Annotated in this window: 3 protein-coding genes; all 3 read right to left on the bottom strand. The window is 73.8% G+C overall.

Annotated elements, in window-relative coordinates; translation table 11 throughout:
• The coding region (locus tag ABD329_RS45830) for a type I polyketide synthase (protein ID WP_344318044.1) at positions 1-5,174 on the bottom strand (5,174 nt) is incomplete at its 3' end.
• 260 nt (positions 5,175-5,434) lie between these two features.
• A complete protein-coding gene (locus ABD329_RS45825) occupies positions 5,435-10,426 on the bottom strand; it encodes a type I polyketide synthase (protein WP_198277278.1) in 4,992 nt (1,663 codons plus the stop codon).
• A 64-nt stretch (positions 10,427-10,490) separates the two neighbouring features.
• Positions 10,491-15,781, bottom strand: a 5,291-nt coding sequence (locus ABD329_RS45820) for a type I polyketide synthase (protein WP_344318043.1), incomplete at its 5' end; no start/stop codon positions are given.

Genomic DNA, 15,781 nt, shown 5'->3' with positions numbered 1-15,781 from the left:
CCGTTGGTCCCGGCGAACACGCCGACCTGCTGGCCGCGCAGCGTGGTCGGATCGATCCCGGCCCGCTCGAACGCCTCCCACGACGTCTCCAGCAGCAGCCGCTGCTGCGGATCCATCGCCAGCGCCTCACGCGGCGAGATGCCGAAGAAGACGGGGTCGAACTCGGCGGCGTCGGCGAGGAATCCGCCCTCGCGGACGTAGCTGGTGTGTTCGCCCGTGCCCTCCGGGTCGTACAGCGCCTCCAGGTCCCAGCCGCGGTCGGCGGGGAAGTCGACCACCGCGTCCTGGCCGGACGCCAGCAGCCGCCACAGCTCCTCCGGTGACCGCACCCCACCGGGGAAGCGGCAGCTCATGCCGACGATCGCGATGGGGTCGTCGTCCAGGGCCACGCCCACCGACGACGCGCCGGTCACCGCCGGGCGCGAGCCGATGAGTTCGGCCTGGAGGTGGTCGGCGAGAGCGATGGGGGTGGGGTAGTCGAAGATGATGGTCGCGGGCAGCTTCAGCCCGGTGAGCGTGGAGAGCAGGTTGCGGATCTCGACCGCGGTCAGCGAGTCGAAGCCGAGGTCGCGGAAGGCGCGGCTGGGCTCCACCGAGTCCGGCCCGGGGTGGCCGAGGACGACGGCGACCTGGGTGCGGACGAAGTCGAGGGCGATCTGGTCGCGTTCCTCGTCGGTTCCGGCGTCGGTCAGCCGCTGGGCCAGCGAGGTCGGCTGGCCGGGGATGGCGGGGCCGCCGGTGGCGGTGCGTGCCACCTCGATCGCGCGCCTGGCCTCGGAGAGGTCGGCGAGCAGCGGGTTCGGGCGGTGGCCGGCGAGGCCGGGCGCGAAGCGGTCCCATTCGATGTCCACGACGAGGGAGAAGGTCTCGTCGAGGTCGAGCGCGGCGCCCAGGGCGGCGGTGGCGGGTTCGGGGGCGAGGGCGGGCAGCCCGGACTGCCGGAGCCGTTCGGCCACCAGCTCGTCGGTGGCCATGCCGCCGTCGGCCCAGGCGCCCCAGGCCATCGAGGTGGCGGGCAGCCCCTCGGCGCGGCGCTGTTCGGCGAGCGCGTCGAGGTAGGCGTTGGCGGCCACGTAGTTGGCCTGTCCGGCGGCGCCGAAGGTGGCGGCCATGGAGGAGAAGAGCACGAAGGCGGACAGGTCGAGGCCGCGGGTGAGCTCGTGCAGATGGCGGGCGGAGTCGGCCTTGGCGCGCAGCACATCGGCCATGCGCCCCGGGGTCTGGGCGTCGAGCACCCCGTCGTCCAGCACTCCGGCGGCGTGGACGACCGTGGTCAGCGGCAGGTCCGCGGGGACGGTCGCCAGCAGCCCGGCGAGGGCGTCGCGGTCGGCCACGTCGCAGGCGGCGACGGTCACCCGGGCGCCGAGGGCGGTGAGTTCGTCCCGCAGCTCGGCGGCGCCGGGCGCGTCGGCGCCACGGCGGCTGGTGAGCAGGATGTGCTGGGCGCCGTGGGCCACGAGCCAGCGGGCGACATGGCCGCCGAGGGCGCCGGTGCCGCCGGTGATCAGCGCGGTGCCGTGGGTGGTCCAGCCCTCGTCGGTGGTCTCGTGGTGCGGTGCGCGGGCCAGCCGTCGCACGTGGATGCCCTGCGGGCGGATGGCGAGGTGGTCCTCGCCGCTGATGCCCTCGGGCCCGGCGAGGATGTCGGCGAGCCGCCCGAGGGCGCGGTCGTCGGCGGCCTGGGGCAGGTCGATCAGACCGCCCCAGCGCTCGGGGTGTTCGAGGGCGGCGGTGCGGCCCAGGCCCCAGATCTGGGCCTGTTGGGGGCTGGTGAGCCGGTCGGAGCGGCCGACGGAGACCGCGCCGCGGGTGGCGGCCCACAGCGGGGCGTCCAGGTCGGCGTCACCGAGGGCCTGGACGAGGGTGAGGGTGCCCGCGAGTCCGGCGGTGAGGGAGGGGTGCCCGTCGTGCGGGCGCTCGTCCAGGCCGAGCAGGGAGAGCACACCGTCGAAGGACGGCGCCTGGACCGCCGGGTCCGGGCTCAGGGCGGTGCGGATCCGCTCGGCGAGGGCGGCGCGGTCGGCGGTGGTGCCGTCGACGTTGAGCCGGTGGACGGTGACGCCGCGTTCCGCCAGCAGCCCCAGCGACGCCGCCACCCAGGGGTCGTCGGCGTGTCCCTCGGGGGTGACCACGAGCCAGGTGCCGGTGAGCGGCTTGGCCGGGGCCTGCGGCAGCGGGGTCCAGGTGACGCGGTAGCGCCAGCCGTCCACGGTGGTGTCCACGTGGCTCTGCCGGCGCCACGCGGACAGGACGGGCAGCACCTCGCTGAGGGGCTGGTCGCCGTCGAGGCCGAGGGTGTCGACCAGGGCGGCCAGGTCCTCGCTGTGCACGACCTCCCAGAACCGGGCGTCGGCCACGGCCGGTGCGGCGGCCTCGGCGGCGGCCGGATCGGGGCCGTACGAGAAGGGGTTGGCGGGCCAGTAGCGCTGCCGCTGGAAGGCGTAGGTGGGCAGCTCGACACGGCGGGCGCCGGTGCCCGCGTAGTACGTGGGCCAGTCCACGGGCAGGCCGCAGACGTGGGCCTGGGCGAGCGCGTTGCTCAGGGTGCGGGGCTCGGGGCGGCCGGGGCGCAGGGCGGGCAGGAAGGCGAACGTGCGGTTCCGGCCGCCGCTGACGCACTCCTGGGCCATGGCGGAGAGCACCCCGTCGGGGCCGAGCTCCAGATAGGTGGTCACGCCGTGGTCCTCGAGGCGGCGGACGCCGTCGAGGAAGCGGACGGCCTCGCGGACGTGGCGGACCCAGAACTCGGGCGTGGTGATCTCGTCGGCGCTCACCAGGGTGCCGGTGAGGTTGGAGACGATCGGTATCTTCGGGGCCTCGTAGGTCAGCCGCTCGGCGACCTGACGGAAGTTGTCCAGCATCCCGTCCATGTGCGGGGAGTGGAAGGCGTGGCTGACGGTGAGCCGCTTGGTCTTGCGGCCCTGGGCCTCGAAGCCCGCCGCGATCTCCACGGCCGCACCCTCGTCACCTGCGATGACGACCGACGTCGGCCCGTTGATGGCGGCGATCGAGACCCGCTCGGTCAGCAGCGGCGTCACCTCGTCCTCCGCCGCCTGCACCGCGATCATCGCGCCGCCGGTGGGGAGTTGCTGCATCAGCTGGCTGCGGGCGGCCACCAGGGCGGAGGCGTGGGTGAGCGAGAGCACCCCGGCGACATGGGCGGCGGTGAGCTCGCCGATGGAGTGGCCGGAGAGGAAGTCGGGCCGCAGCCCCCAGGACTCGACGAGGCGGAAGAGGGCGACCTCGACGGCGAACAGCGCGGGCTGGGTGTAGCCGGTCCGGTCGAGCGTGGCGGCGTCGTCGCCGAACAGCACGTCCTTCAGCGGCCGGTCGAGGAAGCGGTCGAGCTGGGCGCAGACCGCGTCCAGCGCCTCGGCGAACACCGGGTACGTCGCGTACAGCTCACGGCCCATGCCGAGCCGCTGGCTGCCCTGTCCGGTGAAGAGGAACGCGACCTTGCCCTCGGCGGCCAGGCCCTCGGTCACCTCGGGGTGGTGGCGGCCCTCGGCGAGCGCGTCGAGGCCCGCCAGCAGTTCGTCGTGGTCGGCTGCGACGACCGCGGCGCGGCGGTCGAGGGCGGCGCGGGTGACGGCCTGGGAGTAGCCGATGTCGGCGAGGCGGTGGCCGGGGTGGGCGGCCAGATGGGTCCGCAGCCGGAGCGCCTGGGCGCGCAGCGCCTGCTCGTTCTTGCCGGACAGCACGACCGGGACGAGGGGCACCTCGGCCCGCTCCGGCTCGTCGCCCTCGCCGCCCTCGGCGTGTCCGATGGGGGCCGGGGTGGCCGGGGCCTCCTCGAGGATGGTGTGCACATTGGTGCCGCTCATGCCGAACGACGAGACGCCGGCGCGGCGCGGGGTGGCGCCCTCGGGGTCCTTGGCCCACTCGCGGGTGGCGGTGAGCAGTTCGACGTCCCCGGCCGTCCAGTCGACGTGCGGGGTGGGCTCGGTGAGGTGCAGGGTCTTGGGCAGTTGGCCGTGGCGCATCGCCATGACCATCTTGATGATGCCGCCGACACCGGCGCCCGCCTGGGCGTGGCCGATGTTGGACTTGATGGAGCCGATGAGCAGCGGTTTGCCCTCCGGCCGGTCCTGGCCGTACGTGGCGAGCAGGGCCTGCGCCTCGATCGGGTCGCCGAGTGCGGTGCCGGTGCCATGGGCCTCGACGGCGTCCACCTGGTCGGGGCTGAGCCGGGCGTTGGCCAGGGCCTGGAGGATGACGCGCTGCTGCGAGGGGCCGTTGGGCGAGGTGAGGCCGTTGCTGGCGCCGTCCTGGTTGACGGCGGAGCCGCGGACCACGGCGAGCACCGGGTGGCCCTTGCGCTGGGCGTCCGACAGCCGCTCGACCAGCAGCATGCCGACGCCCTCGCCCAGGCAGAAGCCGTCGGCCTCCGGGGCGAAGGGCTTGGAGCGGCCGTCGAGGGCGAGGCCGCGCATCTTGCTGTAGTCGACGAAGACGCCGGGCGCGCACATCAGGGTGGCGCCACCGGCGAGCGCGAGCGAGCATTCGCCGTTGCGCAGCGCCTGGACGGCCAGGTGGAGCGCCACCAGCGAGGAGGAGCAGGCGGTGTCGACCGTGACCGCCGGGCCCTCGAAACCGAAGGTGTAGGAAAGCCGGCCGGAGGCGACGCTCGCGGCGTTACCGGTGCCGAAGTAGCCCTCGAAGTTCTCGTTGGAACTGAGGATCGCGCCCAGGTAATCGTGATTGCTGGTGCCGACGAAGACGCCGATCTGCCGGCCGCGCACCGCGACCGGGTCGATTCCGGCGCGCTCGAACGCCTCCCAGGAGGTCTCCAGCAGCATCCGCTGCTGCGGATCCATGCCGAGCGCTTCCCGGGGGCTGATGCCGAACAGCGAAGGGTCGAAATCGGCGATGCCGTCGACGAATCCGCCCTCGTGCACATAGCTGGTGCCGGGGTGGTCCGGGTCCGGGTGGTACATCGTGTCGACATTCCACCCGCGGTCCAGCGGGAACTCGCTGACCGCGTCGACGCCCTCGCTGACGATGCGCCACAGGTCCTCGGGCGACTGGACGCCTCCGGGATAACGGCAGCCGATCCCCACGATGGCGATGGGGTCGTGGTTCTTCGCCTCGGCCTCTTGCAGGCGGAGGCGAGTCTGGTGCAGATCCGCCGTTACCAGCTTGAGGTAGTCCCGCAGCGTCTCTTCATTCGCCATTTACGCAATCCAATTACGGCAGACGGCATCGGAAATGCTCCACAGATCCTCAATGGGAGCCGGTAACCAACAACCAAATCAGTCGACTTCTCGCTGAGAGGCTATGTGCGAACTAACCCTCATAACAACCCCTAGCTGCCCCCTATGACCCCCTGGAGACCCAAGGAGCGATAGGGGGCAGCCCGGTATTTCGAAACTCTATTGAAGGGTAGAGAAAATCCTGGCCGACATTGGATACGACGTCAATAGCGAAATTCTCGTCAGGCCCTTCCGAGTCCCTTGTTGATGAATGCGAAGAGCTCTTCGTCGCTGGCCGACTGGAGCTGTTCGGCGTCCACCGTGTCCTTCGCCGGGCGCTCCGGCGCCGCCGCGGCGGCGGGCTCGGCGGTGACCGCCGTGCCGTCCGACTCGTTCCACTTCGCCAGCAGCGACTGGAGCCGCATGGTGATCCGGGCCCGGGTGATGTTGTCGGGCGCGGTGCCGGTGAGCGCGGACTCCAGCTTGTCGAGCTCCTCGAGCACCGCGGTGCCGTCGGCCGCCTCGTCGGGCGCGATCCCGGCCCGCAGATAGGCGGCCACGGCGGCCGGGGTCGGGTGGTCGAAGATCAGGCTCGGGGGCAGCTTCAGCCCGCTCGCGGCGCCCAGCCGGTTGCGGAGCTCGACCGCGGTCAGCGAGTCGAAGCCCAGCTCCTTGAAGGCCCGGCCGGCCTCGACGGCCTGGGCGCCGGAGTGGCCCAGCACGGCGGCCACCGCGCCGCGCACCAGATCCAGCAGCACCCGCTCCCGCTCGGTCTCCGGCAGGCCCGCGAGCTGCCCGGCCAGGGCCGTCCCGGCGGCGCCCGCGTCCTCGGTCTCCGCGGCGGCCATCTCCTCGACGACCTCGTGGGCCTCGGGCAGGTCGTGCAGCAGCGGCCGCGGCCGGTCGGCGGTGAAGGCGAGGGTGAACCGCCGCCAGTCCATGTCGATGACGGTCAGCGCGGTCTCGTCCCGGTCCAGCGCGTGCTGGAGCGTGGCGGTGGCGGGCTCGGGCGCCATCTCGTTGATGCCGTGGCGGCGCATCCGGTCGCCCACGGCGCCGTCCACGCTTGAGCCGTCGCCCCACGGGCCGAAGGTCAGCGTGGTGGCGGGCAGCCCGTCCGCGCGGCGCTGCTCGGCGAAGGCGTGCAGGAAGGCGTTGCCGGGCGCCTGGTTGCCCTGGCCGGGCGCGCCGAAGGTGGCGGAGAAGTGCGAGCACAGCACGAACGCGGTCAGGTCGAGATCGCGGGTGAGCTCGTGCAGATGGCGCGTGGCGTCCACCTTCAGCCGCAGCACCCGCTCGACCTGATCGGGGGTCAGCCCCTCGATCACCCCGTCCTCGATGACGGCGGCGGTGTGCACGACGGCCGTCAGCGGCTGGTCGGCCGGAACGGCCGCGAGGGTGTCGGCGAGCGCGGCGCGGTCGGTCACGTCGCACGCGACGAGGGTGACCTTGGCGCCGAGCCCGGTCAGCTCGGCCGCCAACTCGACCGCCCCGGGGGCGTCCGGGCCCCTGCGGCTCGCCAGGACGAGATGGTCGGCGCCGTTGCGGGCCAGCCACCGCGCGACCTGTGCGCCGAGCCGTCCCGTACCGCCGGTGACCAGCGTGGTGCCGGTCGGCCTCCACGCCCGTACGGCGGAGGTGTCGGCCAGCGGGGCGCGCACCAGGCGGGGCCCGAAGACGCCCGTGGCGCGGATCGCGGCCTGGTCGTCGTCGCCTTCGGAGGCGAGGAGGCCCACCAGCCGGGTCAGGGCGGGCTCGTCGGGCGTCTCGGGCAGGTCGATCAGACCGCCCCAGCGCTCCAGGTGCTCCAGCGCGGCCACCCGGCCCAGGCCCCAGACCAGCGCCTGCTCGGGCGCGGCCGGGCGGTCCGTGCCGCCCACGGAGACGGCGCCCTGGGTGAGGCACCACAGCGGCGCGCCGATCCCCGCGTCGCCGAGGGCCTGGACCAGCGCGAGCTGGGCGGCCGTTCCGGCGGGCAGGGAGGCGTGCTCGGGGTGGGCGCCCTCGGCCGGGGCCAGCAGTGACACCACTCCGGCGAACGCGGCGCCGTGGGCCTCGGCTTCGGCTTCGGCTTCGGCGAGCGCGGTGCGCAGCCGCCCGGCCAGCTCCTCCCGGCCGTCGATGGCGGTGTCCACGGCGATGCGCGTCACGTCGGCGCCGCGTTCGGCGAGCACCCCGGCCACGGCGTCGGTCCAGGTGTCCTCGGTGGCCGGGGTGACGACGAGCCAGGCGCCGGTCAGCCGCGCGGACCGCTCCTCGGCGAGCGGCTTCCACGTCACGCGGTAGCGCCAGCCGTCCACCGTGGACTGCTCACGGGCCTGCCTGCGCCACGACGCCAGGGCGGGCAGCACGGCGCTCATCGGCTGATCGCCCTCGACCGTCAGCTCGGCGGCCAGCGCCTGCCAGTCCTCGCGCTCGACGGCCTCCCAGAACCTCGCCTCCACGGCGTCGTGCCCGCTCTCCCCGGCCGTCCGCGCGGGCGCGGCCTCGGGCCAGTAGCGCTGCTGCTGGAAGGCGTACGTGGGCAGCTCGATACGGCGGGCGCCGGTGCCGTCGAACACCGCGTCCCAGTCCACAGCCACACCGCGCGACCACGCCTCGCCGACGGAGGCCCAGAAGCGGTCCAGGCCGCCCTCGTCACGGCGCAGCGACCCGATCGCGGCCGCGTCCACACCGGCGTCCTCGGCGGTCTCCTGCACGCCCATGGTCAGCACCGGGTGGGCGCTGGACTCGATGAACACCCCGAAGCCCTCATCGAGCAGTCGGCGAACGGCGCCCTCCAGCCCGACGGTGCGCCGGAGGTTGGTGAACCAGTACTCGGCGTCCAGCTCCGGACCCTCGACCCACTCCCCCGTCACCGTCGACAGGAACGGCACCTGGGCGTTCTTCGGCTGCACGGGAGCCAGCAGTTCGAGCAGCTCCTCGCGGAGCAGTTCGACCTGGGCCGAGTGCGAGGCGTAGTCCACCGGCACCCGACGGGCCCGCACCTCATCGGCCTCGCAGGACGCCAGCAGCTCCTCCAGCGCGGTCGGCTCACCCGAGACGACCACCGACGAAGGCCCGTTGACGGCCGCCACCGAGATCCGCTCCTCGCCCCACGGCGCGATCCGCTCCCGCACGTCCGCCACCGGCAGCGCCACCGACACCATGCCGCCCTTGCCCGCCAGCACCCGGCCGATCGCCTGACTGCGCAGCGCCACCACACGCGCCGCGTCCTTCAGCGACAGGGCTCCCGCCACACACGCGGCCGCGATCTCACCCTGCGAATGGCCGATCACCGCGCCCGGGACGACACCCAGCGAACGCCACAGCTCCGCGAGCGACACCATCACCGCGAACAGCACCGGCTGGACCACATCCACCCGCTCCAGCGACGGCGCGCCCTCGGCACCCCGCAACACATCCACCAGCGACCAGTCGGTGAACTCCGCGAGCGCGGCGGCGCACTCCTCGATATGGGCCGCGAAGACGGGCGAGGCGTCCATCAGCCCCACGCCCATCCGCACCCACTGCGACCCCTGCCCGGGGAAGACGAACGCCGTCTGCCCGGCGACCACGGCGCCCCGCTCCACACCGGCCGCCATGCCGCCCTCGGCGAGTGCGGTCAGCCCGGCCATCAGCTCCTCGCGGTCCCGGCCCTGGACCACACCGCGGTGGTCCAGCGCGGCGCGGGTGGTGGCCAGCGACAGGCCGATGTCCACCGGGCGCAGCGCCGGTTCGTCGTGCAGCCGGTCCAGCAGCCGCCACGCCTGGGCGCGCAGCGCCGCCTCGCTCTTGCCGGACAGCACCCACGGCAGCACACCCGGCTGCTTGGACACCAGCTCGACCGGGCCCGGCTCCTCGGCGGGGGCCTGCTCGACGATGACGTGCGCGTTGGTGCCGCTGAAGCCGAAGGAGGAGATGCCCGCGCGGCGCGGACGGCCGGTCTCGGGCCACGGCGTGACCGACCTGACCAGCGCGATCTTCCCGGAGGACCAGTCGATGTGCGGGGACGGCTCGGCGATGTGCAGCGACTCGGGGACGACCCCGTGCCGCATCGCCAGCACCATCTTCATCACCCCGGCGATGCCCGCGGCGCCCTGGGTGTGGCCGATGTTGGACTTCACGGAGCCGAGCAGCAGGGGCAGTTCCTCGGGCCGGTCCTGGCCGTAGGTGGCCAGCAGCGCCTGCGCCTCGATCGGGTCGCCGAGCGAGGTGCCCGTGCCATGGGCCTCCACGACGTCCACATCGCCCGCGGACAGCCGCGCGTTGGCCAGCGCCTGCTGGATGACGCGCTGCTGGGACGGGCCGTTGGGCGCCGTCAGACCGTTGGACGCGCCATCCTGGTTGACGGCCGAGCCGCGCACCACGGCCAGCACCTTGTGGCCCTGGCGGCGGGCGTCCGAGAGCCGCTCCAGCAGCAGGACGCCCACGCCCTCGGCCGGGCCGAAGCCGTCGGCGTCCGCCGAGAACGCCTTGCAGCGGCCGTCCTCGGACAGCCCGCGCTGACGGCTGAACTCGATGAACAGACCCGGCGTGGACATCACATGGACGCCGCCCGCGAGGGCGAGCGAGCACTCGCCGAGCCGCAGCGACTGGACGGCCAGGTGCAGCGCCACCAGCGACGCGGAGCACGCCGTGTCCACCGTGACGGCCGGGCCCTCCAGCCCGAACACGTAGGAGAGCCGGCCGGAGACGACGCTGCTGGCGTTGCCGGTGCCGAGGTGGCCGCCGAAGTCGTCCTCGGCGTCGAGCGCCACCGTCAGATAGTCGGAGGCGTTCATGCCCGCGAAGACACCGGTCCGGCTGCCGCGCAGGGACGCGGGGTCGATCCCGGCCCGCTCGAACGCCTCCCACGACGTCTCCAGCAGCAGCCGCTGCTGCGGGTCCATCGCCATGGCCTCACGCGGCGAGATCCCGAAGAACGCCGCGTCGAACCGGGTGGCGTCGCTCAGGAACCCGCCCTCGCGGGTGTAGGTGGTGTCCGGGGTGTCCGGGTCGGAGTCGAACAGGTTCCGCAGGTCCCAGCCGCGGTCGGCCGGGAACTCCGTCTGCGCCTCGCCGCCGGAGGCCATGAGCCGCCACAGCTCCTCGGGGCTGCTGACACCCCCGGGGAAGCGGCAGCTCATGCCCACGATGGCGATCGGCTCATGGGCCTGGTCGTCGGCCTCCTGGAGCCGCCGGTGGGCGGCGGTGAGGTCAGTGGTGACCTTCTTCAGATATTCGCGGAGCTTGGCTTCGTTCGCAGTCGCCATGGACGTTCACCTATTCGCAATGCTCTTGATCGTCGGGGGGTCCGGATGAGGGTGCTGCCGCGCTTCAGCCGTTACCGAACCTCTTGTCGATGAAGTCGAAGAGCTCGTCGTCACTGACCTCTTCGAACGCTTCCGCCTCGGCGTCCGCCCCGGCGTCGTCCGCGGTGCGACGCACGTCGTTCCACTTCGCCAGCAGCGTCTGTAGACGCACCGCGATGTTCGCATGCGCGGCCTCGTCCTCCGTCACCGAGGCCAGCTCGTCCGGCGTCAGCGCGGACAGGCTGTTCTCCAACCGCTCCAGCTCCTCCAGCACGGGCACTCCGGGGCCCTCGGCCTCCGGCGCCACTTCCTGGCGCAGATGGCGCGCGAGCGCCACCGGCGTCGGGTAGTCGTAGACCAGCGTGGCCGTGAGCTTCAGCCCGGTGGCCGCGTTGAGCCGGTTGCGCAGCTCCACGGCGGTCAGCGAGTCGAAGCCCAGCTCCTTGAACGCCTGCTCGGCGCCCACCTGGTCCTTCGAGGCGTAACCCAGCACGGCGGCCACCTGACGGCGGACCAGGTCCAGCACGGTCCGCTGCCGCTGGGGCTCCGACTGCCCGGCCAGCCGCTGGGCCAGGGTGCCCTCGGCGGTGTCCGCCACGGCCTCCGGGGCGGCGGGGCCACCGGCCGCGGCGCGGCGCACCGGCGTGCGCACCAGGCCGCGGTAGAGCGGCAGCAGCTCCCCGGTGGTGGCGGCGGCGCGCAGCGTCGCCATCTCCAGCCGTACAGGCACCAGGACCGCCTCGTCGGGCACGGCGTGGGCCGCGTCGAACAGGGCGAGCCCCTCCGCCGCGGACAGCGGCAGCACCCCGCCGCGCGCCGCCCGCTTCAGGTCGGCCTCGCCGAGCCTGCCGCCCATGCCCCGCTCCTCCGCCCACATGCCCCACACCAGGGACAGCGCGGTACGGCCGGTGGCGCGGCGGTGGCCGGCGAGCGCGTCGAGGAAGACGTTCGCCGCCGCGTAGCCGCCCTGGCCCGCGCCGCCCAACGTGCCGGCCGCGGCCGAGAAGAGCACGAAGGCGGACAGGTCCAGATCGCGGGTCAGCTCGTGCAGGTTGACGGCCGCGTCGACCTTGGGCCGCAGCACCGCGTCCACCCGCTCGGGCGTCAGCATGTCGATGACGCCGTCGTCGAGGACGCCCGCGGTGTGCACCACGGCCGTCAGCGGACGGTCGGCCGGAATCGTGGCCAGCAGCCCGGCCAGCGCCTCCCGGTCGGCCGCGTCACACGCGGCGACGGTGGCCCGCGCACCCAACTCGGCGAGCTCCGCCACCAGTTCATCCATGCCGTCGGCGGCGGGGCCGCTGCGGCTGGTCAGCAGCAGATGGCGGGCGCCGTGCGCGGCGGCCAGATGGCGGGCGAAGAGCCTGCCCAGGCCGCCGGTGGCGCCGGTGATCAGCACGGTGCCGTCGGGGTCGATGGCGTTGGTAGTTCCGGCCAGGTCGGTGGCGTTGGTAGTTCCGGCCGTGTCGATGGCGTTGGCGGTCCCGGTGGCCCGGGGGGCGTTGGTGACCTCGGCGGCTCCGATGGCCTCGGTGGCCGGAACCGCCTTGGCGGCCAGGGCCGCCCCGGTGACCGGGCTCGCCTCCGCGGCCGAGGCCGACTCGGTAGCCAAGCCCACCTCCGTGGCCGGAACCGCCCCGGCGGCCGGGGCCGCCCCAGTGGCCGGAACCGCCCCGGCGGCCAGGCCCGCCTCCGCGACCGAGGCCGACTCGGTAGCCAAGCCCGCCCCCGTGGTCGGAACCGCCCCGGCGGCCAAGCCCGCCCCCGTGGTCGGAACCGTCTCGACCCTGGCCAGGCGTGGCGCGTACGCCGTCCCGGCGCGTAGCGCGAGTTCGGGCTCGCCCGAGTCCAGCGCCGTCGCGATCGCCGGGTACGACACCTCGCCGTCCACGTCCAGCAGGACGAACTGGCCCGGGTTCTCCGTCTGCGCGGACCGCAGCAGACCCCACGCCGGGGCGTGCACCAGGTCCGCCACCGCCGGGTCACCGGCCGCCGCGACCGCGCCACGGGTGACCACCACCAGCCGGGCCGCGCCGGGCCGGCCGCCGTTCAGCCACTCCTGGAGCAGGCCCAGGACGCGGTGGGTGGCCGTGTGCGCGGCGGCGGCGAGGCCGCCCTCCGCGGCGCCCGGCTCGGGCGGGAACGGCACCAGGACGGTGTCCGGCGCGGGCCCGCCCGCCTCGACCGCCGCGTTCAGCGATACGAGGTCGTCGTGGACCGCGGCACGGAACCCGGCCGTCTCCAGGGCCACGCTCAGCTTGAGCTCATCGCCGCCGATGACGGCGATCCCCGCCGACGCGGCCTCGGTGGGTGCCGCCACCGGCGCCCAGTCGATACGGAACAGCGACTCATGGCGGTCCGAGGTGGCGGCACCGGCGATCCGGTCCACCTCCAGCGCCCCGGTCACCAGCGCGTCCACCGACGCCACCGGCGCACCCGACTCATCGGCCGCCACCATCGACACCGTGCCGTCCTCGGTCGGCGCGAGCCGTACGCGCAGCGCCTCGGCGCCCACCGCGTACAGGCTCACCCCGCGCCAGGAGCGCGCCACCGCGGCACCGCCCGCGCCCAGCGCCAGCGGCTGCGACGCGCCGTCCAGCAGGGCCGGGTGCAGGGCGAAGCGGGCCGCCTCGGGCTGCCGCTCCGCCGCGATACGCACCTCCGCGAACACCTCCTCGCCACGCCGCCAGACGTGGCGCAGGCTCTGGAACGCCGGGCCGTGCAGCAGCCCGGCGCGCGCCATGCTCGCGTACAGCTCGTCGATGTCGACCGGCTCCGCGTCGGCGGGCGGCCAGACGGACAGCGACTCGGCGCCGTCGGCCGCCGGGGTGCCACCCGCCGGGGCCTCGGACGCCAGGACACCGGCGGCGTGCCGGGTCCACGGCCGCTCCCGGTCCGAGCGCTCGTCACGCCCGTACACGGCCAGCGGACGGCGACCGGCGTCGTCCGGCTCACCGACCGACACCCGCAGCCGCACCCCGCCGCGCTCCGGCAGGACCAGCGGCTCGTCCAGGGTCAGCTCCTCCAGCAGCGCACAGCCCACATGGTCCCCGGCGCGCACCGCGAGCTCCACGAACGCGGAGCCCGGCAGCACGGCCGTGTCCGCGACCGTGTGGTCCGCCAGCCACGCGTGCGAGGCGAGCGACAGCCGCCCGGAGAACACATACGCGTCCGCGTCGGGCAGTTCCACCGCCGCGCCCAGCAGCGGGTGATCGGCCGAACCGAGCCCCGCCGAGGCCACCTCGTCCAGGCTGAGCTGGGCGTCGACCCAGTACCGGCCGCGCTGGAACGCGTACGTCGGCAGCGCGACCTTCCGCGCGCCCGTACCGGCGAAGAACGCCTCCCAGTCCGGGACCGGGCCACGGACGTACAGCCGGGCCAGCGCGCCCGTCACCGCCTCGGCCTCCGGCCTGCCCTTGCGCAGCGCGGGCAGCAGCTCGGCCGCGTCGGACTCGGCCAGGCAGTCCTGCGCCATGGCGGTGAGGACACCATCGGGGCCGAGCTCGACGTACGTGGTGACACCCCGGGCCTCCAACGTCCGGACGCCGTCGAGGAAGCGGACCGCCTCGCGGACGTGGCGCACCCAGAAGTCAGCCGTCGTGATCTCCTCGGCGGAGACGACGTTCCCGGTGAGGTTGGAGACGATCGGGATGCGCGGGGCCTCGTACGACAACCCCTCCGCGACCTCGCGGAACGCCTCCAACATGCCGTCCATACGCGGCGAATGGAAGGCATGGCTGACCGTGAGCCGCTTGGTCTTACGACCCCGCGCCTCGAATACCGCCGCGATCCCAGCCGCCGCGTCCTCATCACCCGCGATGACCACCGACGACGGCCCGTTGAGCGCGGCGATCGACACCCGCTCGGTCAGCAGAGGCGCCACCTCATCCTCGGACGCCTGGACGGCAATCATCGCGCCACCGGTAGGCAGCTCCTGCATCAGACGCCCACGCGCCGCCACCAGCTTCGCCGCGTCCGCCAAAGACAGCACACCCGCCACATGCGCGGCCGCCAGCTCACCGATCGAGTGACCCGACAGGAAGTCCGCCTTCAGACCCCACGCCTCGACCAGCCGGAACAACGCCACCTCAACCGCGAACAGCGCGGGCTGGGTGAACCCCGTCCGATCCAACGCCTCCGCGTCATCCCCGAACAACACATCCCGCAGCGGCCGCTCCACGTGCCCGTCCAGATGCGCACACACCTCATCCAGCGCATCCGCGAACACCGGGAAGGCGTCGTACAGCTCACGCCCCATCCCCAGCCGCTGACTCCCCTGCCCCGTGAACAGGAACGCCACCTTGCCACCGGCCACCGAACCCTCGACCAGGCCCGGCACCTCGGACTCGCCACGCGCCAGCGCCGCGAGAGCCGTCAACAGACCGTCCCCGCTGTCCGCGGTGAGCACTGCCCGGTGGTCCAGGGCGGCGCGAGTCGTGGCCAGCGAGTAGGCCACATCGGTGGCGGCCGGTGCGGCCGATGCGGCCGATGCGGCCGATGCGGTCTCGCCACCGAGGTGGGCCAGGAGCCGTTCGGCCTGGCCGCGTACGGCGGCCGGGGACTTGCCCGACAGTACCCACGGCACCGTCGGCAGCTCCACCGCCGGGGTGGCTGCGGGGCGCTCCGCCGGCTCCGGGGCCTGCTCCAGCAGGGTGTGGGCGTTGGTGCCGCTGATGCCGAACGCCGACACCGCGGCCCGGCGCGGACGGCCGGTCTCCGGCCACTCCCGCGCCTCGGTCAGCAACTCCAGCTCACCGGCGGACCAGTCGACGTGCGGGGTCGGCTCGTCCACGTGCAGCGTCGGCGGCAGCACACCGTGGCGCAGTGCCAGCACCATCTTCATCACACCGGCGACACCGGCCGCGGCCTGCGTGTGCCCGATGTTGGACTTGATGGAGCCGAGCCACAGCGGTCGGCCCTCCTCGCGGTCCTGGCCGTAGGTGGCCAGCAGCGCCTGTGCCTCGATCGGGTCACCCAGCGTCGTACCGGTGCCGTGGGCCTCGACCGCGTCCACCTCGAACGCCGACAAACCCGCACCCGCCAGCGCCTGCCGGATCACCCGCTGCTGCGAGGGACCGTTCGGCGCCGTCAGACCATTCGACGCACCGTCCTGGTTGATCGCCGAACCACGCACCACGGCCAGCACCTCATGGCCGTTGCGCCGGGCATCCGACAGCCGCTCCACCAGCAGCATGCCCACACCCTCGCCCCAACCAGTACCATCCGCACCCGCCGCGAACGCCTTGATCCGCCCATCCGCCGCCAACCCACGCTGACGACTGAAGTCCACGAACGAACCCGGCGTCGACATCACCG

Origin of the sequence: Streptomyces javensis, from assembly GCF_039525925.1 — a bacterium.
Lineage (GTDB): Bacteria > Actinomycetota > Actinomycetes > Streptomycetales > Streptomycetaceae > Streptomyces > Streptomyces asiaticus.
This window is presented reverse-complemented; position numbering and strand designations above follow the sequence as displayed.